Source organism: Pararobbsia alpina, assembly GCF_902859895.1.
GTDB classification, from domain to species: Bacteria; Pseudomonadota; Gammaproteobacteria; order Burkholderiales; family Burkholderiaceae; genus Pararobbsia; species Pararobbsia alpina.
The window spans coordinates 1-20,362 of the sequence record NZ_CADIKM010000058.1; the positions used below are offsets into that span (position 1 = coordinate 1).

23 protein-coding genes and 5 pseudogenes are annotated in these 20,362 nt (G+C 58.9%); 7 read left to right on the forward strand and 21 right to left on the reverse strand.

All coding sequences use genetic code 11. The annotated features are described in order from the left end of the window. Positions 1-156 (reverse strand): annotated as a pseudogene (locus HV670_RS26535) (hypothetical protein); the annotation flags it as partial. Here HV670_RS26535 and HV670_RS26540 point away from each other — a divergent pair. Next, positions 153-233 (forward strand): annotated as a pseudogene (locus tag HV670_RS26540) (Lrp/AsnC ligand binding domain-containing protein); the annotation flags it as partial. The pseudogenes HV670_RS26535 and HV670_RS26540 sit on opposite strands and share 4 nt — an antisense overlap. Here the strand turns inward: HV670_RS26540 and HV670_RS32380 are convergent. Both HV670_RS32380 and HV670_RS26545 read right to left on the reverse strand, forming a co-directional pair. After that, a pseudogene (locus HV670_RS32380) lies at positions 216-308 on the reverse strand (ArsR family transcriptional regulator); the annotation flags it as partial. The pseudogenes HV670_RS26540 and HV670_RS32380 overlap by 18 nt on opposite strands. Positions 309-691: 383 nt before the next feature. Continuing rightward, entirely contained in the window at positions 692-1,126 is a 435-nt protein-coding gene (locus HV670_RS26545) for a cupin domain-containing protein (protein WP_175107966.1), read from the reverse strand. 19 nt (positions 1,127-1,145) lie between these two features. Between HV670_RS26545 and HV670_RS26550 the strand changes: the two genes are divergently transcribed. After that, entirely contained in the window at positions 1,146-1,634 is a 489-nt protein-coding gene (locus HV670_RS26550) for a MarR family winged helix-turn-helix transcriptional regulator (RefSeq protein WP_175107967.1), read from the forward strand. A 153-nt stretch (positions 1,635-1,787) separates the two neighbouring features. Here HV670_RS26550 and HV670_RS26555 read toward each other — a convergent pair whose 3' ends face one another. Then, positions 1,788-2,795 (reverse strand): GlxA family transcriptional regulator, encoded by a 1,008-nt coding sequence (locus HV670_RS26555; protein WP_175107968.1) that lies wholly within the window; start codon positions 2,793-2,795, stop codon positions 1,788-1,790. Positions 2,796-3,054: 259 nt separating this feature from the next. On the opposite strand from HV670_RS26555, the gene HV670_RS26560 reads away from it, so the two are divergent. Continuing rightward, positions 3,055-3,900, forward strand: coding sequence for an alpha/beta fold hydrolase (locus HV670_RS26560; protein WP_175107969.1), 846 nt, complete (start codon positions 3,055-3,057; stop codon positions 3,898-3,900). Positions 3,901-4,169: 269 nt separating this feature from the next. On the opposite strand, the gene HV670_RS26565 is transcribed toward HV670_RS26560, so the two are convergent. From HV670_RS26565 to HV670_RS26575, 4 genes and pseudogenes are all read right to left on the reverse strand, one after another. Further along, positions 4,170-4,571, reverse strand: a complete 402-nt coding sequence (locus HV670_RS26565) for a VOC family protein (protein WP_425511473.1) — start codon at positions 4,569-4,571, stop codon at positions 4,170-4,172. Positions 4,572-4,651: 80 nt separating this feature from the next. After that, entirely contained in the window at positions 4,652-5,176 is a 525-nt protein-coding gene (locus HV670_RS26570; RefSeq protein ID WP_343054506.1) for a helix-turn-helix transcriptional regulator, read from the reverse strand. Positions 5,177-5,179: 3 nt separating this feature from the next. Continuing rightward, positions 5,180-5,404: pseudogene (locus HV670_RS32090) on the reverse strand (helix-turn-helix transcriptional regulator); the annotation flags it as partial. A 99-nt stretch (positions 5,405-5,503) separates the two neighbouring features. Then, positions 5,504-5,932 carry a VOC family protein gene (locus HV670_RS26575; protein ID WP_175107970.1) on the reverse strand — a complete coding sequence of 143 codons (429 nt, stop codon included), beginning with the start codon at positions 5,930-5,932 and terminating at the stop codon, positions 5,504-5,506. A gap of 329 nt (positions 5,933-6,261) precedes the next feature. Between HV670_RS26575 and HV670_RS26580 the strand changes: the two genes are divergently transcribed. Continuing rightward, positions 6,262-6,669 (forward strand): PPC domain-containing DNA-binding protein, encoded by a 408-nt coding sequence (locus tag HV670_RS26580; protein WP_175107971.1) that lies wholly within the window; start codon positions 6,262-6,264, stop codon positions 6,667-6,669. Between the two features lie 109 nt (positions 6,670-6,778). Here the strand turns inward: HV670_RS26580 and HV670_RS26585 are convergent, their stop codons facing one another. Beyond that, positions 6,779-7,228, reverse strand: coding sequence for a hypothetical protein (locus HV670_RS26585; RefSeq protein WP_175107972.1), 450 nt, complete (start codon positions 7,226-7,228; stop codon positions 6,779-6,781). Between the two features lie 389 nt (positions 7,229-7,617). Here HV670_RS26585 and HV670_RS26590 point away from each other — a divergent pair. Next, positions 7,618-7,770: pseudogene (locus HV670_RS26590) on the forward strand (EamA family transporter); the annotation flags it as partial. Between the two features lie 28 nt (positions 7,771-7,798). Here the strand turns inward: HV670_RS26590 and HV670_RS26595 are convergent. From HV670_RS26595 to HV670_RS26645, 11 genes are all read right to left on the reverse strand, one after another. After that, positions 7,799-8,725 carry a M28 family peptidase gene (locus HV670_RS26595; protein ID WP_175107974.1) on the reverse strand — a complete coding sequence of 309 codons (927 nt, stop codon included), beginning with the start codon at positions 8,723-8,725 and terminating at the stop codon, positions 7,799-7,801. Between the two features lie 53 nt (positions 8,726-8,778). Beyond that, positions 8,779-9,102 carry an HdeA/HdeB family chaperone gene (locus tag HV670_RS26600; RefSeq protein ID WP_175107975.1) on the reverse strand — a complete coding sequence of 108 codons (324 nt, stop codon included), beginning with the start codon at positions 9,100-9,102 and terminating at the stop codon, positions 8,779-8,781. Positions 9,103-9,369: 267 nt separating this feature from the next. After that, on the reverse strand, positions 9,370-10,116 hold the full coding sequence (locus HV670_RS26605; RefSeq protein ID WP_175107976.1) for a CbtA family protein: 747 nt from the start codon (positions 10,114-10,116) through the stop codon (positions 9,370-9,372). Positions 10,117-10,129: 13 nt separating this feature from the next. Then, complete coding sequence (locus tag HV670_RS26610) at positions 10,130-10,339, reverse strand: CbtB domain-containing protein (protein WP_175107977.1); 210 nt, start codon at positions 10,337-10,339, stop codon at positions 10,130-10,132. A 257-nt stretch (positions 10,340-10,596) separates the two neighbouring features. Next, a complete protein-coding gene (locus HV670_RS26615) occupies positions 10,597-10,944 on the reverse strand; it encodes a nitrile hydratase accessory protein (protein WP_175107978.1) in 348 nt (115 codons plus the stop codon). A gap of 6 nt (positions 10,945-10,950) precedes the next feature. Next, positions 10,951-11,589 carry a nitrile hydratase subunit alpha gene (nthA, locus tag HV670_RS26620; RefSeq protein ID WP_175107979.1) on the reverse strand — a complete coding sequence of 213 codons (639 nt, stop codon included), beginning with the start codon at positions 11,587-11,589 and terminating at the stop codon, positions 10,951-10,953. 21 nt (positions 11,590-11,610) lie between these two features. After that, positions 11,611-12,354 (reverse strand): nitrile hydratase subunit beta, encoded by a 744-nt coding sequence (gene nthB, locus HV670_RS26625; RefSeq protein WP_175107980.1) that lies wholly within the window; start codon positions 12,352-12,354, stop codon positions 11,611-11,613. 119 nt (positions 12,355-12,473) lie between these two features. Beyond that, positions 12,474-13,454 carry a CobW family GTP-binding protein gene (locus HV670_RS26630; RefSeq protein ID WP_175107981.1) on the reverse strand — a complete coding sequence of 327 codons (981 nt, stop codon included), beginning with the start codon at positions 13,452-13,454 and terminating at the stop codon, positions 12,474-12,476. A 180-nt stretch (positions 13,455-13,634) separates the two neighbouring features. Then, on the reverse strand, positions 13,635-13,955 hold the full coding sequence (locus HV670_RS26635; RefSeq protein WP_175107988.1) for a hypothetical protein: 321 nt from the start codon (positions 13,953-13,955) through the stop codon (positions 13,635-13,637). Between the two features lie 173 nt (positions 13,956-14,128). Continuing rightward, positions 14,129-14,932, reverse strand: a complete 804-nt coding sequence (locus HV670_RS26640; protein ID WP_175107982.1) for a class I SAM-dependent methyltransferase — start codon at positions 14,930-14,932, stop codon at positions 14,129-14,131. Positions 14,933-15,146: 214 nt separating this feature from the next. After that, positions 15,147-16,775, reverse strand: coding sequence for an MFS transporter (locus HV670_RS26645; RefSeq protein WP_175107983.1), 1,629 nt, complete (start codon positions 16,773-16,775; stop codon positions 15,147-15,149). A gap of 39 nt (positions 16,776-16,814) precedes the next feature. On the opposite strand from HV670_RS26645, the gene HV670_RS26650 reads away from it, so the two are divergent. Continuing rightward, positions 16,815-17,216: a substrate binding domain-containing protein gene (locus HV670_RS26650; RefSeq protein ID WP_175107989.1), complete on the forward strand. Its 402-nt coding sequence runs from the start codon at positions 16,815-16,817 to the stop codon at positions 17,214-17,216. 116 nt (positions 17,217-17,332) lie between these two features. Here the strand turns inward: HV670_RS26650 and HV670_RS26655 are convergent, their stop codons facing one another. Next, positions 17,333-18,748 carry an aldehyde dehydrogenase family protein gene (locus HV670_RS26655; protein ID WP_175107984.1) on the reverse strand — a complete coding sequence of 472 codons (1,416 nt, stop codon included), beginning with the start codon at positions 18,746-18,748 and terminating at the stop codon, positions 17,333-17,335. Between the two features lie 98 nt (positions 18,749-18,846). Between HV670_RS26655 and HV670_RS26660 the strand changes: the two genes are divergently transcribed. Then, entirely contained in the window at positions 18,847-19,767 is a 921-nt protein-coding gene (locus HV670_RS26660; protein ID WP_175107985.1) for a LysR family transcriptional regulator, read from the forward strand. The last annotated feature ends 595 nt before the right edge of the window (positions 19,768-20,362 follow it).

Here is a 20,362-nt window from a genome sequence, read left to right on the forward strand (position 1 = left end):
GAACACGTCGTGCTGACGCTCGATCATCTCGCGCATGCCTTCGTCGACGATCATCGCGACCTCGTATGCGAACGCGGGATCGTACGCGCGGCAGTTCGGCACCGTCGATGCTGCCAGATGGCTCGTGCCGTCCTGATGTTGCAAGCCCTCGCGTCCCCGACATGCAGAGCCTGGAGCGCTTCATTGTGCAGTGGCTCACGAAGATTCCGGGCGTCTCAAACATCCGCTCGAGCGTCTTGCGCAGATAGCGTGAGGCCTGCGACGGGGAGCGGCAACGCCGTCTTGTAGCGCACCTGCTTGAGCGCGAAGCGATGCGCCGCGCGAATGGGCCTAGCGAGAATCCGATGGCGAAAAGCCCGATTGCGAGAACACCGATCGCCCCTCAGACGCCGCCTGACAACCTGCGACCGCCTCGTTCCCTGCCTGGATAACCGAAACAGCTGACAATGCGGAATTAATATGCGAATGACTACACGTACTAGGCAACGGTTTTAGGCGTACGAAATAGTGCTGTCGCCGGCCGGCGGAGCCAAACTGGGACGAATCGCGACCGGCTCAGTCCGACCCAGAGCGGACCTTCGCCATCGGCAACCGCCTTGCCTGAAAACCGTCATTCGGCTGTTCACCCAGACTGCGTTGCCGGAGCCATACAGGGTGCCTCCGGGTGGCTCGAGATCGGCCCTCGCAATCCTCAAGATGCCAGTTCGAGCCCGTGGCGTTCCATCACGGACTTCATCATGTCCATATTCGGTGGGCCGCCAGCGCCCAACACACCGGCCACCTCGCGAAAATAGTCAGGCCCGATGTTGGCGGGCGAAAACACCACCAGCGCGCGAGCGGGAACATCGCCCGGATTGGAGAAGTGATGAACGCTGCCGCGCGGTGAGAAGCAATAGTCGCCCGCGTTCAGGACGCGTACGCAGTCGTCGACCCGGTAGGTCAGCGATCCCTCCAGGACTTGGATTGTCTCGTCAACGTCGACGTGGCGATGAGGAGGCGGGACTTTGGCGAGCGGCTGGACGACCATTTCCGCCATCGCCATATGGCCCGCAGTGTCCCGACCATCGACCAAGAACCGCATCGACAGTGAGCCAATGGTGATCAGTTCTTTACGTGTCGAATTCATCGCGAAACTCCATCGAGTTATGGTAAAGTCACTTTACCATATGCGAACCAGCCGTCAATCCCCTTCTCCCCGGAGATTTTCCGACGATCCGAACCCCGATGATCCGCTCATTGGGGCCCGGCTGCGCTATTGCCTCGCCCAAGTGGAACAGCGCTTAGGGCAGGCATTGGCCTCGGCCGGCTTTGCCGACATCCAGATTGCCCACTTCAAAGTGTTGCGTTTTCCTCCTCCCGAGAACGAGCGCCCGATTGACTTGGCACAGCGCGCTGGCATGTCCAAGCAGGCGATGAACTACCTGCTGCTGCAACTTGAAGAGCTGGGTTATGTGCAGAGGGGCGCAATGGGGGGATCGCCTGCGCGCCTTGTTTCTCTAACCGAGAGGGGCTGGAAAGTGGCCGAAATACAGCGCGCCACGGTGCACCAGATCGAACGCGAATGGGAGCGGCAGATCGGCGCACAGCGCTTTCAGACGTTTTACGCGGTGCTCAAGGAACTGACGGATGGTTGATAACTTGTCGGACGTTCAGGGGGAAAGCGACAAGCCACAGGGCCGCTGTCAAGCGGTATTGAAGTGCCGTACACCGTCCCCAAAGCAGGCGTTCGCCACCGTCGCTTCATGCCTCACGGCCATCGGCGGCACGCGACCCACGTGAAACACCGATCAGGCTCGTTGCGGGGTCGGCTGGCAGAAGCGCCTCCGATAGTCAGAAGGCGTTAGGCCCATGACTTTGCGGAAAACGCGCCGAAATCCTTCTACGTCGCCATAGCCAAGACTCCACGAAATCTCTTCAATGCTGGCCTGCGAAAACTCGAGCATCTCGCGTGCTCGAGTGACTCGAAGTCTCTGCTGGTACTCGCTTGGCTTCATCCCTGTGGCTGCAACAAAGCGTCGCAGAAACGTCCTTGGTTCAAGATTCGCATGACGAGCAATGTCCACTACATTGACCGGACGCTCGCGTTGAGTGAAAAGCCAATGCTGTGCTCTTAATATCGCTTTATCCCCATGTTTCGTTCGCGGATCGAATTCGCTGTAAAAGCGTTGCTCACGTCCGGGAGGGTCGACGAGCATGTAGCGTGCTGTTTCCAGCATAACAGCGGAGCCTAGAAACCTCTCGGTAAGCCTTAGCCCAAGGTCCGCCCAAGCGAGCACTCCCCCTGCCGTGACGACGTCTCCGTAGTCGATTACCATATGATCAGTTTCTGTAAGCACATCAGGAAATTGCTCGGCGAATCGGTCACTGAATGACCAGTGTGTTGTCGCCTGCCGGCCGTCTAGAAGACCGGTTCTTGCCAGGACAAAGACGCCACCGCATACCGCAGCAAGGACGACTCCTTCGGCGTGCCTTTGACGAAGCCAGTGCAGAAGAGGATTCTCTTTTTCGGTCCTCACCGGGGCTTCCACGTTCCCAGGGATCACCAGCAACGACAGCGTGTGCGGCGAACCGGGACTGCTGTCATACGCACAACGAACATCAGCAGTGCAATCGTCTGCTCGCCAATGCGTAATGCGCACAGCCGGTCGCGCGGGGTCGCTATGCCGTTTCGCCGCAAATTCGCCAGCATAGCTGAACAGGTCAGTCAGGCCATAGATGCCCGCTTTCGACGTTCCCCCATCGCAAGCTAGTCCAAACTCGATTCGTGGCGCCGAAGCAAGTGCCGTTTTTGCCATGTTTTTTGTCAGATTCGTCCGTTGTGGAGTTGGGCTGCCCCGAATACGCTGACAACGGCAGGCCAGATTTCGACAGAAGCCGGGGCAAAGTGCGGCTAAGAGATCGATGTGCAATATTTCCGCCGCCCAAGTTCTAAATAGTCAACTCAGTGCGTTTCGGACTTTCAGCTCAAGGCTGAATTACCGGCTTTTCTTAAATAGCGGCTGCGCTCGTGGAACGTTCATCCCTTCATCAAAACCGCCCCCATAAGGATACGAGATGAAAGCGAATACCGGAAGTTCATACATCACCACCGCGGACGGAACTCAGATTTTCTACAAGGACTGGGGCACAGGTCAGCCATTGGTCTTTCATCATGGTTGGCCTCTCTCTGCCGACGATTGGGATGCCCAGCTGATGTTTTTCATGGGGCACGGATACCGGGTGATCGCTCATGATCGCCGTGGCCACGGGCGCTCGACCCAGACTGTGAGCGGTAACGACATGGACACCTATGCCGCCGATGTTGCCGAACTCGTCAAAGTACTTGACCTCAAGAACGCAGTGCACATCGGTCATTCCACAGGCGGTGGCGAGGTGACGCGCTATGTTGCTCGGCACGGCACCGGCAACGGACGCGTCGCAAAGGCAGTACTCATCAGCGCGATTCCGCCACTCTTTATGAAATCCGAAAAGAACCCCGAAGGCGTTCCAAAGGAGGTTGTCGACGATATCCGTAACGGCACGGCGAACCATCGTTCCCAGTTTTACAAGGACATCACGATTCCGTTCTACGGTTTCAACCGTCCCGGCGCGACGGTCTTAGAAGGTATTCGCGAAAACTGGTGGCGGCAGGGCATGATGGGCGGCATCAAGGCCCAATTCGATTGCGTCAAAGTCCTTTCGGAAACTGAGTTCTACGACGATCTAGCGATAATCGATGTTCCAGTACTTGTGATGCACGGCGAGGACGACCAGATCTGCCCTTTCCCGACTACCGGTGCAAAGTCCGTCAAGCTTTTGAAGCACGGGACACTTAAATCCTATCCGGGATTGCCGCACGGGATGCCGACTACGCATGCAGAACAGATCAACGTCGACCTGCTGGCGTTCATCAAGGCCTGATGGCGTTCTATGTCAGGCTCCGCCTGGGCTCTTGTCCAGGCGGTACGCTTATTCGGTCCGTAGTCATTCCTCCTATCAGTCCACTTCAGCCGACCAGGCCGCCAAATCGTTGCCCGTCGGCTGAACTTGGGTGCTGAGACCGAAGAAAAAGAGGCGCGCTCAACCTCCAATTTCAAGCAGGACGTCCGGGCTTTCCCACGTCCGCTTTGGTAGCAGGAGCGGCCGCTCGATTCCAGCAAGCGATCGTCCGTAAATGGCCGGACGCGGACTCACACTGCCGCCGGGCAAAAAACACGCAGACGGTGGCCATCGGGGTCGATGGCGGTGAAGGTGTAGCCGAAGTCCATGTGCAGCGGCCCCTGCACGACTGTGATACCGCGCTGCGACCACTCCCCATGCAGCCGTTGCACTGCAGCGTCGTTGGCAACGGCAAACGCAAGTTCACTGCCGCCTACTGCTGTTGCCGCAGGTTCCACGGTGTGTCGCGACCAGAGACCAAACATCATGCCGGTCTCCAGCCTGAACAGCACGAAAGTGGGAGAGGATTCGACCGGGTCGAGGCCGAGCAGCTGAGAATAGAACTGCGCGCTTTGCGTCGGGCTATCGACGTAAAGAATGACGAAGTTGATATTGGGCATGGTGCTGTTAGACAGGTAGCGCTTGAACCGCATGACCCGCCTATCGAGCCATCAGTGTTCAAGACAAGGCCATGCTAAATCTTCTTACTGTCAGTTTCTGGCAGTAGTGAGCATCACTGTCCCGCCGTGATACCTTCCTTTTCCTGCCACTCCTTCAGCAAGGCCCGCCGCCGCTTGGGATAACGTGCTTCCAACACATCAAGCGCGATAAGCCTGTCCACACGAAAGTGGCGCAACCCTTGGCGCAGCTCGCACCAGGCCACCACCATTCGAACGTGGTCGAAGAATCCGAGCGCAATTGGCCAGATGAGCCGCTCACTATCTCGCTTCTGCAGATCGAGATAGCGGATTGCCAGCTTGCGCTCGAGCCGTATCGCCCGGCGCAGAGCCGGGAGGTAGGTATGCCCGTCCAGGACGGCACTAGGCGGTCCGACGAGTAGAGACGTCTCGTGTAGTTCCTGCTGCAAGTCATCAGGCAGAACCGCTCCGATTTTCGCCAGCGCGTTGCGAGCGTCCTGTGCCAGTTCGTTGTCAGTGCGGTCGGCGACCCAACGCGCTCCTAGCGTCAATGCCTCCAATTCCGTCACGGTGAACATCAAGGGCGGCAAAAGGAATCCTGACCGCAGCACATACCCCATGCCCGGCTCTCCTTCAATGTGCGCGCCTTGTGCCTGCAAGCTGGCTATGTCGCGGTACAGCGTACGTAGGCTAATACCTAACTCCCCAGCCAGAGTGGCACCATTGACCGGATGCCGACGTCGGCGCAGACATTGCATTAGTTCAAGCAATCGCGCGGCTCGGGACATAAGGTTGACTCTTCTTGGGCACAGATCGAAGCTATCCGTACCGCCATAAATTGGCAGCATCTGAAGCAGTACTCGCGTCCTTCATGGCCGATCCACGACAGACATCCGCGCCATCGCTCATTGACGCTGAGCCACCCACCTTCGAAGACAAGGCGCCGGTCACTCTCCCGTCGCTTTGTGCTCGCCGGCACCAATGGCCGTCGGATTCATCCGGATCGCTTCCCAGATGTGGCCGTCAGGATCGGCCAGGTTCCGGTTGTACATGAAGCCAAGGTCTTGCATCGGGTTGATGTCGGCTGTCCCGCCGTTAGCCGCTGCGGCTGTATTCATCGCGTCGACCGCCTCGCGATCGTCGCAGGAGACAGCGAGCATCACCTCGCTTGAGGTGCTGGGCGGAATGGGACGAGCCGTGAACGTGCCCCACTTGGCATGGGTCATCAGCATGACGTTTATCGACTCGCTCCACACCATGCAGGCAGACGTGTCGTCGCTGAATAGTGCGTTGTTCGTGAAACCCAGCGCCTCGTAGAAGCGCCTCGATGTCGCGAGGTTTGCGACAGGCAAATTCACAAAAATCATCTTGGGCATGACTTTATCCTTTGAAGAATATGCGAAGCGCGGGATTACCTCGTCACGGTGTTTATCATAGGATTAAGACAGCGTCCATCAATAGTTCGGCAACCTGAAAGCTGCCACTCGCAAAGGGCGGCTTCTGGCTGGATTTTTTCTGTCGGCACTGGCGGCACTCAAACCGGTGCGGGCAGATCATTCTGTGGAAAACCGCCATTCAACCTTTGAGCTCGGACCGCGGCCGTTAAAGCCAACACGCACTTGCCATGGGCGAAAGCTGACGCTCAATTGCGGTCGACTTCAAACCGTCTTAACCTTTCACCGAGCCCCCAACCTGGAACCGCGCGATGCAAGCACATCCTTTGCGTCTCTCTTCCGGCGACGATCTGCGCGTCGCCCTCGAAGATTTGTTGCGTCAGCGCAAGTGGCTGGCGGCCTTCGTGATCCAGGGTATCGGGAGCCTCAGCATTGCTCAATTGCGATTTGCCGGGAACGAGGATCCGACTGAACTGCGCGACGATCTCGAAATCCTGACGCTCGCGGGGTCCATATCGTCTGATGGGGCGCACCTGCACATGTCAGTTGCCGACCCGCGCGGTCGGGTGTTCGGAGGCCATGTGACACGCGGGTGCACGGTCCGTACAACAGCGGAGATATTGTTGGCACTTCTGCCCGAACACCGCTTCTCCCGGGAATACGACTCAAGTTCGGGGTTCATGGAACTGGTGATACGAGATAAACCACCCATGGGGTAGGTTCGACGTATACATCCGAACAGTGTTGACGCATGTGCAGTCCAGCCACGGCACCGATTTCTCGCGAGAACGTGTCGACGACAGACCGGTGATGGCCGGTCGTGACTTCTCATTTTGCCTTGTCGTGTTCCGCGAGGCCGATGTCCTTGTAGTCGTAGGTCGGATAGAACTCGGTCTTGTACACTCCCCACGCGGTGTCTTCGAGCACGCGATTGACTTCGCGAACCCGCGATGCGGGTAAACGAAGCACGACGACCTGACCGATACCCATCGCGACAGTCCAACTCACGACTTCGATGCCTGGCGGCGGAAAGGCCTTGTAAAAGCCCTGCTTCGACAACTGCGCGTTGAGTTCGCTGAGTGGACGCGATTGGTCATGGCGCAGAAAGATCGTGAGCAGCACAGCGTTGTCGGGCGTCGCGGCAACCGAGCCGACCTGCGTAGAGGCAACGGTTTGCGCTAAGGCGACGGCGGGGGCAACAAGCGATAGTGAACTGGTCAATGCACCCAAGACACTCAGTCTGCGTGTGGCGCAATACAACGTGCTTCGTGACAGCATGGATTTCTCCTCGCGTAGGGGGATCTATAAGCAAACAACTTACTCAAGGCGCTCGACGAATTGAGGACGGTCGAAAGGCGCGTCATAGGGCTTCGGCCAAAACTCATTGATCTTGGAGATGAGTCCTTTCTCGACGGCAAAAAATGGAATTGCATATGCTTTTGCAACCCCGTCGTCCTAGCCAATCTGTCTTCAAGGTAAGAATTATTCCAGTGTGGCAAGAGAATACATCGAATTCAAAATGAGACGCCCCTGATGCTCGTGATAATGTCCGTTAAATCGCTTGCAAGAGACAATCGACGACTCGTAAGCTTCAAGTACTCGCCTGTGTGACGCGGCCAAGTTCAAATCGAAACTATCGAATGCTCAGCCGGAGAAAGGAATTGGAAAAGGCATCGCGAGTTTCTGCGCTATTTTTCCTCGTTCCACCAATGACAGCCATTATCGCGTTTGTTTTGCTGGGCGAGACGCTTCCCCCTTTTGCAATACCCGGGATGTGTCTCGCTGCGGCCGGAATCTATCTCGTGATGAAGAGGCAATAAGATCGCAGTGGTCGTGATAGCGATCCTGCTATATATCGCGGCGGCGATCGCGTGTCCGTAGTCGCGGTCTGTCGAGCGTCGACCCCAGCGATGCGACGCTCGCGGCCAATCCCCGCGTCACTTCGGCCATGCGGCCATAGTCCAGCGTCGCGGGGATATCGTGCGCGGTATGGTAGTGCGGATTGCGCAGGTAAGCCGTGTCCGTGACCATGACAGCCGGATAGCCCTGGCGCCAGAACGAAGAGTGATCGCTCAATGCGACCCCGGGCACCCACCACGGCAGCGCCGCCGCTTCCAGCGGAAAACTGGATGAGGCCTGAAATGCGTCGACGACCCATCTCAGTCGGCGCGCCGAGCGAAGATTGGAAACGAAGCCTATAAAGTTGCCGTGCGCTGGATAGAAGTAACGCAGCAGAGGCGGATATTTCTGGGTGCCCGGTTCGTCCTGGTAGTAGCCCAGCATCTCGAGCGAAAGCATCAGGCAAATACGATCCTCGCGCAGACGCGCGGCTCTCGCATATCTCACGCTGCCCATATCGCCGCGGAAGAAAAACGGAGATTCCTCGTTCACGAACGCAACACAGCGCACGGTGTAGCGGGGCGAACGGGCCTGAAGCATGCGCGCAATCTCGAGTAACGCAGCAACGCCGCTGGCGTTGTCATCGGCCCCGGGACTGTTGCGCACTGTGTCGTAGTGGGCGCCCAGTACGATGATTTCGTCACCTTGAACGCAACCCGGGAGCGCTACCTCGATGTTGGCGCAGGGGACGCCTCGCGCCTGATAGTCCTGACGCATCACCGCACAGCCACACCTCGTCCATTGCTGCACGATATAGTCCATTGCTGCACGCAGCGCTTCCGGCCGGAACACGTTGCGCTCGCCAATGTCTCCGGCAAGAACATTCACATGGCGCTCCAACGCCGCAGCCAGGTCGGGGACGTTCGCAGTCTGCATGCAATTCGCTCCAACCTGACAATACGGCAGGCAGGCGCACCTGAACCGCTCCTTTAGTGATGTTCGAAGAGCTTGATCTGACCGCTCTTGTACATCGCCCGGACTTTTGTATGGAGCGATGCCTTCGGTGCCTTTTGGCATTCGGCGACAATGGCGGCAACTGGCGTTGCCGTGTCTTCCACCATGGTGTCGGTTTCCGTGACACCGAGCTTGTCTACGCCTACCAGGTAGTAGACGACAGCGGGCCGGTAGACTTCGCCCACGGCGAGGAAGTCCTCACATTTCATTTTCATGGGGTTCGTTTTCGTGGGTGCCTGAGCCCATGACGGCAACGCCAGGGCTGAACCCAATAGCAGGGCAACAACAATGCGGCTCATATTGAACTCCCGGATGCATTGGCACGAAATAGGGCAGCTTGCCCCTGACGCCCAGTGAAAAAAACTGCGGGAAAGTCGACACGACGGGCCCGACCGCCTCCGCAACCGGTACGCAAAGTCAGGATTGCTCGCGCCGCTTCGAATGAACAGTATCGGCGCTGGCACAAAAAGAACAATGGGACTTTGGTCCAATATGATGGTGGCTACGCTTGGCCCATGGCGCATCCGAAGATGGAAGTGAACAACCGCGTACGCGATTGCTCCGCGTCAAAGGTAAGCCGATTTGCCGGCGATCCGACCTGCTGAAGCTGCGCGTTGGCAGCGCTCGGCGAGCGCGCCGAACAGCAGCCCGATCGTGGTCCACATGATCACCTGCATGCCGATCGCCGCGACCCTGAATTTCCACAGCAGAACTGCCGGGAATGCAGCAGGTACTTCGTTGATTACCGGCAGACCCCACTGCACGGCACCGACAATCACGACGAAAACGATGCCGGCAATGATCGATGCATTCCATTGACCAAAGCGTGCAATGGCGTATTTGCGTACCTTCAGCGAGAACACCATCGTCGCGATCGAAATCACGATCATGAGGAAGAACAACCCGGTCCGCATCCCGATGGTTTCCGGGTCGCCCACAGAAGGCGGATTTGCAGGGTATTTGATGTTTGGCACGATCACCAGCGTGATGAACGCCGCGAGAGCAATCCAAGCAGACAACGATCGTGCCCCGAGGTTGCTGACGCGGCCAAATGAGTAGGCGAACGTCAGTGCAAACAGTCCCCCTACAGCTGCACCGAACGTCACCACGCCAGTCAGCAGACCTAGGCCTGCCTGCGTATGCCGGCTGACGATTTCCGGTTCAGGTGCTTCGCCGTTGGCCACGTTGGCTTTTTCCTCGAAGGAAATGGCCTGATCCACCTGGGGTTCGCCCACCAGCTTGGCGAAACTGAACGTGAGAAGTCCCGCGGCAATGCCTGCGAGCATGCCGCGTACCAGCAGTTTACCGACCATGTTCAACTCCGCATCAGTGGCAGGGGAAGCCAAGCAGATGGCGGCCGTCGTGGATGAATTCGTGGACGTACATGCCAGGAATCAGCGACGTCGCGCCCTCTTCTGCGCCAACGAAATAGATGGCGAGCAGCATGATCAGGCCGCCGAAGATGATCCACGGCATCAGTTCGCGCAGGGGGATGGCGGTCGGCTCGGTGGCCGGATTGAATACCGCGTCAGTCATGATTGACCTCCTCCAGATGTTGCGCGCCCCGATGACTGATTAACAAAGGATGACAAGAAGCACAGGTCTGGCTTTCGGCTCGTCACGAGCCTGATTACAGTGGCACGACCGCGCCGGGCTTGCACCGGCTTCCGCGCTTCTAGCAACACTATGCTATGCGCTACTTTTATGCTAAAGCAAGAGTACTAGCGGCTACGGTTGGCTGTCAACGATGCTTTCATTCGAAAGGCAAGAGGTGCGTACCCGGTTAATACTGATCAACCATGCCGCATGCCGCGGCCTCCTGATTCGAGCGCGGCGATTTCAGCAGACGAGAGCACACCGCTGACCTTGATTGTCTTCATCAGCGCGTCGAAGAAATGCTCGTAGTAATCCCAGTGAGGTTGCCCGTCGCATGGAGCGTTTTCCCACTCGGCGATCGACTCGATCAGGTTCTGCCGGAATTCTTCCCATTCGAAGCACCCGGCCTTCGAGAGCGACAGTGCAAGACCAAACACTTCACGCTCCCACGCTTTGCCGAACAGCAGTTTGCCCTGCAGCCGTGGCGGCGAATCCGGGTGTCCGAGCATGCTGGAGGCTGCATACTCCTCGAAGCGTGTGAACATGGCGGCTTATGACGTGGTCGAGGAGGGGGTGGGCGAAGCCACCAGTGCAACACCCATCATTGCTTCCGGCGTAACGAGCGCGACAAGTTCCTCTTCGGTCAGATTGTCGGTACCGGCGGGACGCTCGGGCACCACGAACCAGCGGATCTGTGCGCTGCTGTCCCATACCTTGACTTCGGTATCGTCCGCGATAGCCACGCCAAATTCGCGGAGCACCGCGCGGGGTTCCCGCACGCCCCGCGCACGGAAGACCGGATCCTTGTACCAGTATGGGGGAAGTCCCAACACCGGCCACGGATAGCACGAGCATAGCGTGCAGATGATCAGGTTATGCACGCCGTCGCCATTGGCCACTGCCGCCATGTGCTCGCCTTCGGCACCGCTCATGCCTGGTGGCAGGTTCAGTTCGGCAATTGCCTTGGGCGTGTCGGCGAGCAGCCGTTGCTTGAACGCCGGATCGACCCAGGCGTGCGCGACAATCCGCGCGCCGTTGAACGGTCCCGCTACCCGCTCGAAGTGACTCAGCACGGTATCGACCGACTCGCTGCCAATAACGCCTTTCTCGATCAGCAGCGCTTCCAGCGCCCGCACTTTGGCCGCGCTTTCCGCTTCGCGGTCGTCGTCGTATTTGAATAGTTCGCTCATGGTGGTAGGTCCGGTGTGTCGTCAGTTGGACGGCTGCAGATAGGCTTCGAACAGGTCCGCGTAAATGGTCGTGTTGGGTTCGCTCTTTTCCTTGCCCCAGATCTCGGCGGCGTCGACGGACACGCGATACACAGGCATCGGATCGCCAATCCCATCCGGCCCGGTGGAGACAAAATACGAAAACGCACCGGGATACACGAGATCGACCTTACCAGGCTTGTTGCGCAAATAGCCCGGCAGGCGCGTGTGATCGACTGCATCGGGGTCAGCCACGCGAACTTCGTCGCCTTGTGCAAAGCGCGGTGCCTGGGTCAGTCCACGCAGGGGCGAATCGCCCTTGGTGAGGTACTCGTGGATCTGCGTGGCGATGGCCGGGTTGGGCTGGTTGGGTAGCGGCGCGCCGGGATTCGCACGGTAGTAGTCGATCTTCTGGTTGAGTTCATCAGCCGACAGATAGCCTTCATCGATGAAGAACTGCGAGATCCCCATTAGCCACTTCTCGTAGTAGCGATACTTGAAGTACTCGAACGGCTGCATGCCCTCGGCACCGGTGCGCAATGACGCCCAGGTCCATGTGTTCCTGAAGGTCGTCGGCAATCCGGCCACCGGATACTGCGGTAACGCGCCGCTCAGATGCGTGCTCTCCGCCATCATCGCCGTATGTATCCCGAAGATGCGCTTTTCCCATGGTTCGACGAACACCTGCGTTTCGACATTCACCGGGCCCAGATTCTGCAGTCCGCCAAGGGTGTGCTGTAGTTTCATTCGATTCTCCCGGAACGAGATGAACTCAGTTGAGTTGCGGCGTGGGCTTGCGGGTCAGGGAGTTGCCCAGCCACGAAGAGGAACGCAGTACGGGAAAGGACGACCGACACCGCAAAGCCCTATTGCAGACAGTCGACGAACCCCTCGCGAAGGCGGCGCATGTCAAGACTTCGACCGATGAATACAAACCTGTTGTCGCGCGCCTCCCCGGCGCGCCATGCCCGTCCCGGGCTGGCCTCCAGCAACATGTGGACGCTATGGAAATGGAATTGCCGCGGCTCCGAACGGAAGTGCAGCACACCTTTCATCCGCATCAGTTGCTGGCCGCGCTGTTGCACGAGTTGATTGATCCACCGGTTGAACCGGTCTGGGTCGAGCGCGCCGCTTTCGATCAGGCCGCATGTCTGGATCGACGCGTCGTGTTCGTGATCGTGAGGCGCGTCGCTGAGCAGATCAGGCTCGAATTCGAGGAGCGTCGGCAATGAGAAGCGTCGCACACCTAACAGAGAATCCGCGGGGACCCGGGAACGGGTTGCTGTGATGACTTCGGCGGTACGGTTCAGCAAACGGACCTCCTGCTTGAGCAGTTCGAGCGCTTCTTCCGCGACCAGATCGGCCTTGTTCATCACCACGACATCGGCGAAGGCAACTTGATCCCGCACGATGGCATCCCCGAGTTGCTGCCTGAAATGATAGGCGTCCACCACGGTGATGACGGATTCGAGTTCGACCTGTTCCCGTAAATCGGGATCGGCGAGAAAAGTCTGTAGCACGGGTGCGGGATCGGCGAGTCCCGACGTTTCAATGATCAGACGATCCAGCCGCTTGTCGGCATCTTGCTGGGTGCGTGCGAGCAGTTCCTTGACGCTCACCACCAGATCCGCGCGCACGGTGCAGCACACGCAACCGTTGCTGATCTCGATCAGCACTTCCTGGTCGGCGACGATCAGCTGACCGTCTATCCCAACTTCGCCGAACTCGTTTACGACGACGCCGATGCGCTCAATCTTGCGCTGCCGCATCAGGTGGTTGACAAGCGTGGTCTTGCCGGCGCCCAGAAAGCCGGAGATCACACTGACCGGGATCTTGCGTTGAATCATGGCTCACTCGCTCAGTCTTACCGCCAGGCACCGGCCTGGTCTCACCAACGCGGCCTTGAAGACCATTGGGAAGGTCTATTTTTCAAGTGTGGCGCGGCGGCCAGACTCCACTTCGACGCACGCAGCGGTGTCGTTGGGCACGGACACGCTGCTTTCTTCTTTTTATAGATCATGACTCTGTCAACGATCAAGACAGTTTGGGCCCGCGGCCGCTTCAGCCCGCACAGCGAGCACGTAGACAAGCGCCTTTTCGTCGATCCAGTGCGATGACCGCTCTCGCAGTTCGAGCCGACGGATCTCCTCCTTACCGCGTGCCGTCAGCACGGCGATATCCACGGGTTCATGAGGGCCGGGCACCGGCGACGACGGTTGGCGCATCGTCGCGATCAAGCCTTGCTGATGCAAAAACTCGAACACGCGCGGGCGCTTCGGCCACGGCACCTGTCGAAACTGTGCGCGTCGCAGCGCCTCGAGCACGGCCCCATTCGAGTACAGATACATCATCTCCGACCTCCATCTGTTACCGGCGAATACGCGCGCATCCGTCGTTCGCCATTTCGCAGTGCGACGTGCATTCACCGGCCGTTGCATTGACCGGCTACATATAATCGTCACGCCGCCGATCCTTCGGCCAGCACCCCTTACTGCCAGCGCTGTGCATGCTCAACGGCAAATCACGATAGCCAAGCAACCAGATCGACTTCCATGAAATAAGAGGGGGGACTCGTTGGTGCGTCTTTCGCCCGGACCTCTAGCCATCGGTCCAGTCTGTCTTTCGCTTCGTCGCTAAGGTACTTGCGAGTCCATTGCATCGTATTGAAGAAATAGTTCCGAAACTCCGGCGGATACGGTGCAACGCGCTGATACACCTCGAAGTCGATCGATTTTGAAGGATAGGATGAGGAAGCGATCGTATGAAAGACCCGATCCAAGTCGTAGTGCTTGAATTGACCGCTGCCTATAACAGAATCCATTAGGCTCTTGTCAATGAGTTTGCGGTCTTGGTCGCTCATCGGTCCCATGCGTAACAGGGCACCGTCGTACTGCCGTACGATCAAGCAGCCGCCCGGGCGCAGTTTCGACCTGATGTTTTCCAGAAGACTTATGGGGTCGGAAACATACGGGAAAACATTGAATGCCAAGAAAACATCTGCCTCCGGCATCTCATTCGATTTTGCCTCGACGTCAAGCGTCTCGAACCTGTTCGACTGTGCCCAATCGCGTGCGCGATCACGGGCTGTTTCCAGGGCGCGCTCATCGCTATCAAAACCAAATATTTCACAGTCCTTTCTGAGTACGTCCGCGCAAAGCTCAAGCCAAAGACCAGGACCACAGCCGAGATCGACGACGCGACGCGGTGCGCGCTCGGCAATAAGTTTTACGAAGTTCTTTCGCTCGGGTAGTTTTGCTTGATGGTGGGCTTCCAGCCATGAGTCGGAAGACAGCGGTCGCCCGCATTCGTTTTGCCAATGTGACATCAATAAATTCTAAAATGATTTACGGCTTGAAAATTCCCGTCGATACGTAGTCCGCGGAAAGAGGGATGGAACGCCTGCCAATTTCAATCATGCGAGCGGAATGCCGCAGCAAGACGCTTAAAGACAATAGCGGGAGGCATCAAAAATCGCCGTAAAATAGGCAAAGGACACCGTAAAGCACCTATATTTTCGCACTACCAAAAAACGCTTGAACTTAATGGCGCGTCGCTCGGCGGGGCTGGATGGTCGCCATGGCGAGACCCGCTCCTGCGAACGCGCACGCGGCGGACACCAACGCGACGGCGCGCAGCGCGTCAGCGATAGCGTCGGCTTCCGCCAGCGCCACGGGTGTCTGGGGCGGCGTATGGGCATCGCCGGCTGCCGCCCCGTTTTGCGCGTCCGGCTCCAGCCACTGCCCGGTCTGGCGTGCGCCCTGAGGAACGTGCAGTTCGTCGAGCCGGGCCGACAGCGCCGCGTGGTGCGACCACACGAACACGATGCCGAGCACCGCAATCGCCAGCAGGCTCGCCACGCGTGCAACCGCATTGTTGATGCCGGATGCGACGCCTGCGCGGTCGCCCGGCACAGAGACCATTACGGTCGTCGTGAGTGGCGCGACCGTGATGGTCAAGCCGAGCCCGAGCACGGCGAGCGCAGGGAGGTATCCGGCCCAATAGCTGCCGCGCACGAAGGGCAGCGCGAGCATCACGAACCCGATTCCGGCAACGCCCGGGCCAGCGCTCAACAGGACCCGCGAACCGAAGCGGCTCGTCAGGCCGCCGGTGAAGCGCGACAACAAGCCGATGATGACCGGCATCGGCAGCAGCGCCGCTCCCGCTTGGGTTGCGGTGTAGCCATGAGCGCGGATCAACGCGAACGGCAGGAAGAACAGTACGCCACCCAGACCGAAGTAGAGCAGCAGCGTGACGAGGTTGACGCCGGTGAAATCGCGCGAGCGGAACACGTCGAGCGGCATCATGGGGTGACGGCTGTTCGCTTCGATCATCACGAATGCGGCCAGCACGAGCACGCCGGCGCCGATCGCGCACAGTACGAGCGGATGCGCGAAGCCACGCGCCGACGCCTGGGTCAGGCCAAAGGTGAGGGCGGCGAGCCCCGCTGCCGCACTCAGCGCGCCGGGCCAGTCCAACTGTTGAGGCGCATCGAGCTTCTGGCTGTTCGGCACCGACGAAATCGCGAGCGCAATCGTCACCACTGCAAGCGGGACGTTGAGGAAGAAGATCGCGCGCCACGACAACGCGTCGACGAGCGAGCCGCCCGCCACCGGCCCCACCGCCGACGTGATCGCGCCGACGCCTGCCCAGGTGCCGATTGCCCGTCCGCGCGCTTCGCCTTCGAATACGGCGCCGATGATCGCGAGACTGGTGGGGACGAAGAGCGCAGCCCCAATGCCCTGCACCGCGCGCGCGGCGATCAGAGAATCCGCGTTCGGCGCGAGCCCGCAAGCGGCCGACGCCAGCGTGAAGACCCCGATGCCCGCGATGAACACCGTGCGGCGGCCGAGCTTGTCGCCCATCGATCCGCCCACCAGCACGAGGGACCCGAGAAAGAGCAGGTAGGCGTTGACGATCCACTGCATCGCCGCGACGCTCGCGCGGAGCTCGCTCTGAATGGCGGGCAGTGCGACATTGACGACGGAGCCGTCGATAAACGCCATGCTCGAGCCGAGGATCGTCGCGGCGAGCGCAAGACGCTTGCGCCGGCACGGGCGGTCGACCGTGGTGGGCTGCGTGCGGATGATGAGCTCGTCGCACGGGCTCGCTTGCGCAGCGACGATGTGCGCGGTCTTTTGCTCGCTATCGAGAAGATCCGGGTTGGCCAAGCTCGCTCCCGTGCTGGTCGATGGTGACTAGCATAGCAACTGGAGCGCGGGACCGCAGGTGCGACGCCCGACGACTTGCTTGCGCACGAGTGTATTCTGCTGATGCGCGGACACAAGACCTTCGACCGGTGGAAGTTCCGCGAGAACGGCGAAGTCCGGGACGTGCAGGTGCGTGGTCGCCTTCTCACAACGAGCAGTGAGGTGGTCTATCAATGGACGCTCGCCGGCGAAGGCATTGGCATCAAGGCCCTATGGGACATTCACCCAGATCTCGCATCCGGCCGTCTGATCGAGTGCCTTCCGCAATACGCGCGTGACGACGCTGACATGTACATCGTCTATGCCGAACGCCGGCACCTTCCGCCGCGCATGAGGGCGTTCATTGATTTTCTCGTAGCGGAGCTGAAAAGCTTCTACGGTGCCGCGGGGATCGCTGATTGAACTGGACGGCATTACGTCCCGAGCCGGCTCGGGACGATCCGCGCACGCTCGTCGAACAGGCCGATTATCTGCGAGTAGCGCGGCGGTAGCGGGGGGGCGCCGGCTCGGCAGGCAGGTCATGCGACGATGGCTTTCGATTCCAGATGGGCCTCAAGGCCGAATACGCCATTTTCGCGACCGATGCCTGACTGTTTAAACCCGCCAAAAGGAACATTGGCTTCGGGGTATGCGTTATTAATCTGCACTCGACCTGAGTCTAGCTGGGCTGCAACGGCTCGTGCGCGTTCAACGTTACTCGAAAGAACAAATGCCTGCAGTCCATAGGCCGTATCGTTTGCGATTTCAATGGCCTGCTCCTCCGACTCGTAAGAGATCACGCTCAACACGGGACCGAAAATCTCTTCCCGGGCGATACGCATCTCATTGGTCACATTGGAAAACACTGATGGCCGGACAAACCAACCCGCGTCCATGCCATCGGGACGACCCTCGCCGCCGATCAGTAATTCCGCGCCTTCGTCAAGACCGCTGCGTAGAAAACCCTGAACCCGATCCCACTGTTTCTTGCTCACCATTGGGCCCACAGTCACCGACGAATCTTTCGGATTGCCCACTCTCACTTTGGCGATTTCGGACTTGAGCCGTGAAAGAATTTCGGCCTTCCGGCTCTCAGGAACCAATATACGAGTCCCGGCAATGCAGGCTTGCCCACTATTCATCAACCCGGAAGCAACTGCGGTGGGAATGGCAGCGTCCAGGTCGGCGTCGTCAAGAATGATCTGCGGTCCCTTACCGCCGAGTTCGAGCGTGACGCGCTTCATGGTTTGGGCAGCGGCCGACATGATCGAACGCCCGACAGCAGTCGATCCCGTAAAAGTGAGCTTGGCAACGTCTGGATGCACGCTGAACTCGGCGCCCACCACATCGCCCCGGCCATTTACGATGTTGAAAAGACCGGGAGGGGCACCGGCTTCATGCAACGCCTCGACTAGCACCTGGGTTTGAAGTGCACTCATCTCACTAGGTTTCAACACCACCGTGCAGCCAGCAGCGATCGCTGTCGCCATCTTGCCGCATAGGAAAAACGCATTGGCGTTCCATGGGGTGATGGCAGCGACAACACCCAATGGCTGCATCACGACCTGCGTCTTTCCGATGCTTCGTTCGAATTCGTAATTCTCCAGCGTATTGGCGGCTTCAAGGAATGCGTTCCCGGCTGTCTTTGCCAGCCAATCGCCGAAAGCGAACGGTGCACCGTATTCTTCCTGCAGGGCCGCAAATTGCGCAGAAGCGCTTGCTGCAACCGCCTTATGCAGGCGGTGCAGCAGATCGATTCGATCCGCCTTGCTGGTACGCGACCACACGGGGAAAGCGCGCTTTGCAGCGGAGATTGCTGCACGAGCGTCTTCGGCATCGCCGAGCCGAACGCGGCCGATTACCGCTTCCGTAGATGGATTGTGCAGGTCCGCCCACTCCGATCCGTGCGGCGTCGCGAAGGCGCCGTTGATATAGATTCGATCGATCTGATGCATTTCCGCTCCTAGTATTGGTGGACCGTCCCACTGTAGGGGCAATCGATTGATTAAAATAGACGGACAAAGCTAATCACCCTGTCCGTGGATGTGAATCAATGAGCCGAAGTGGTTTGATCGAGCTGGAGGCGGTGCTTGCCGTAGGCCGCTGCGGTGGCTTTCGTGCCGCCGCGCGCGAGCTGGGCATGTCTTCATCCGCCATCAGCCAGACGGTAGCGGCGCTGGAGGCGCGTCTGGGCGTGCGATTATTCGACCGGACGACCCGCAGCGTGTCGCTCTCCGCGGCGGGCGAGCAGTTCCTTGGCCAGATCGGTCCGGCACTCGCGACGATCCGCTCGGCCATGGAGGACGTGGACCAGCATCGCGAGCGTCCGTCGGGCGTTCTCCGGCTCAACGCGGCGTTGAACTGGGCGCGCATGATCCTGGAACCGCTGGTCTTCGAATACCTGCGCCGCTATCCAGACATGAAAGTCGAACTGGTCACGGAAGGGCGGCTGATCGACCTCGTGGCGGAGGGATTCGACGCCGGCATCCGCAATGCCGAAGCGCTTCCCCCAGACATGGTTGCCGTGCCGATCGCGCCGACCTTGCGTTCGGTCATCGTCGGATCCCCAGCGTATTTCGACGGGCGGGAACGTCCGAAGGTGCCTGCCGACCTAATGAAGCACAACTGTGTGAGAGCCCGGAAGCCTTCGGGCGCAATTTACCACTGGGAGTTCGCAAGTCACGGACAGGCAATGGAGCTCGATGTGCCTGGTTCGCTGACACTCGACGAGGCGGATCTCATGCGCAGGGCTGCGCTGGACGGAATCGGTCTTGTCTGGATCGTCGAGGATCTCGTGGCCAATGATCTTGCGTCCGGGCGTCTGGTCCAGGTGCTCGACGACTGGAGCCCATCCTACCCGGGAATATCGCTGTACTATCCCGGCCGCAGACATGCTCCGGCCAAATTGCGTGCATTTATCGAACTCGTGAAGGAAAAATCGGGACAACTCGACCTGCGCTCCCAGCGAGTTTGAACAGAGTTTGTGGGGTGTCTTGTCGAACGTCCGTATGGCCGGACGCGGTCCCACGGCGAACTTCCAAGATCGGACCCTTCTTGGACGCTCAGACGCGTTAATTGAATGTCTGTACATCCTCGATAGGGGATTTCAGGAGCCAACGCCTTAAACAAAAGGCCGTTAATGCAAACTGTCAATTCAATTCGAAATTCGCGTCAGCCAATCCTGCACTAGCTTCGCTATGACTTGGTTATCGCGGTCCATGATCAGCATGTGGCTATTGCCGCGTATGCCTAGCGCAGGTAGCTCCATGAGCTCTACTAGCGTCTCCGAGTCGCTTAGCACGCGGCGGTAATTCTCGACGATCCGGAAGTAACGGGACCAAGTCTCGCTTTTGCCATGAATGTTGTCCCCCCATATGAACAGATGGGGGGACAACATTCATGGAGTAGGACCGACGTATCCATCCGAACAGTGTTGACGGACTGACTCAGGGCGTGAAGCGTAAGCGGCTGGCGAACCCGTCTTGAATAGTGTGATCCGGCTTGGGAGTATCGTGTCCGCGAACAATTAGGCGGACACGTGAACACTATCGAAGAACAAGTACCGGTTG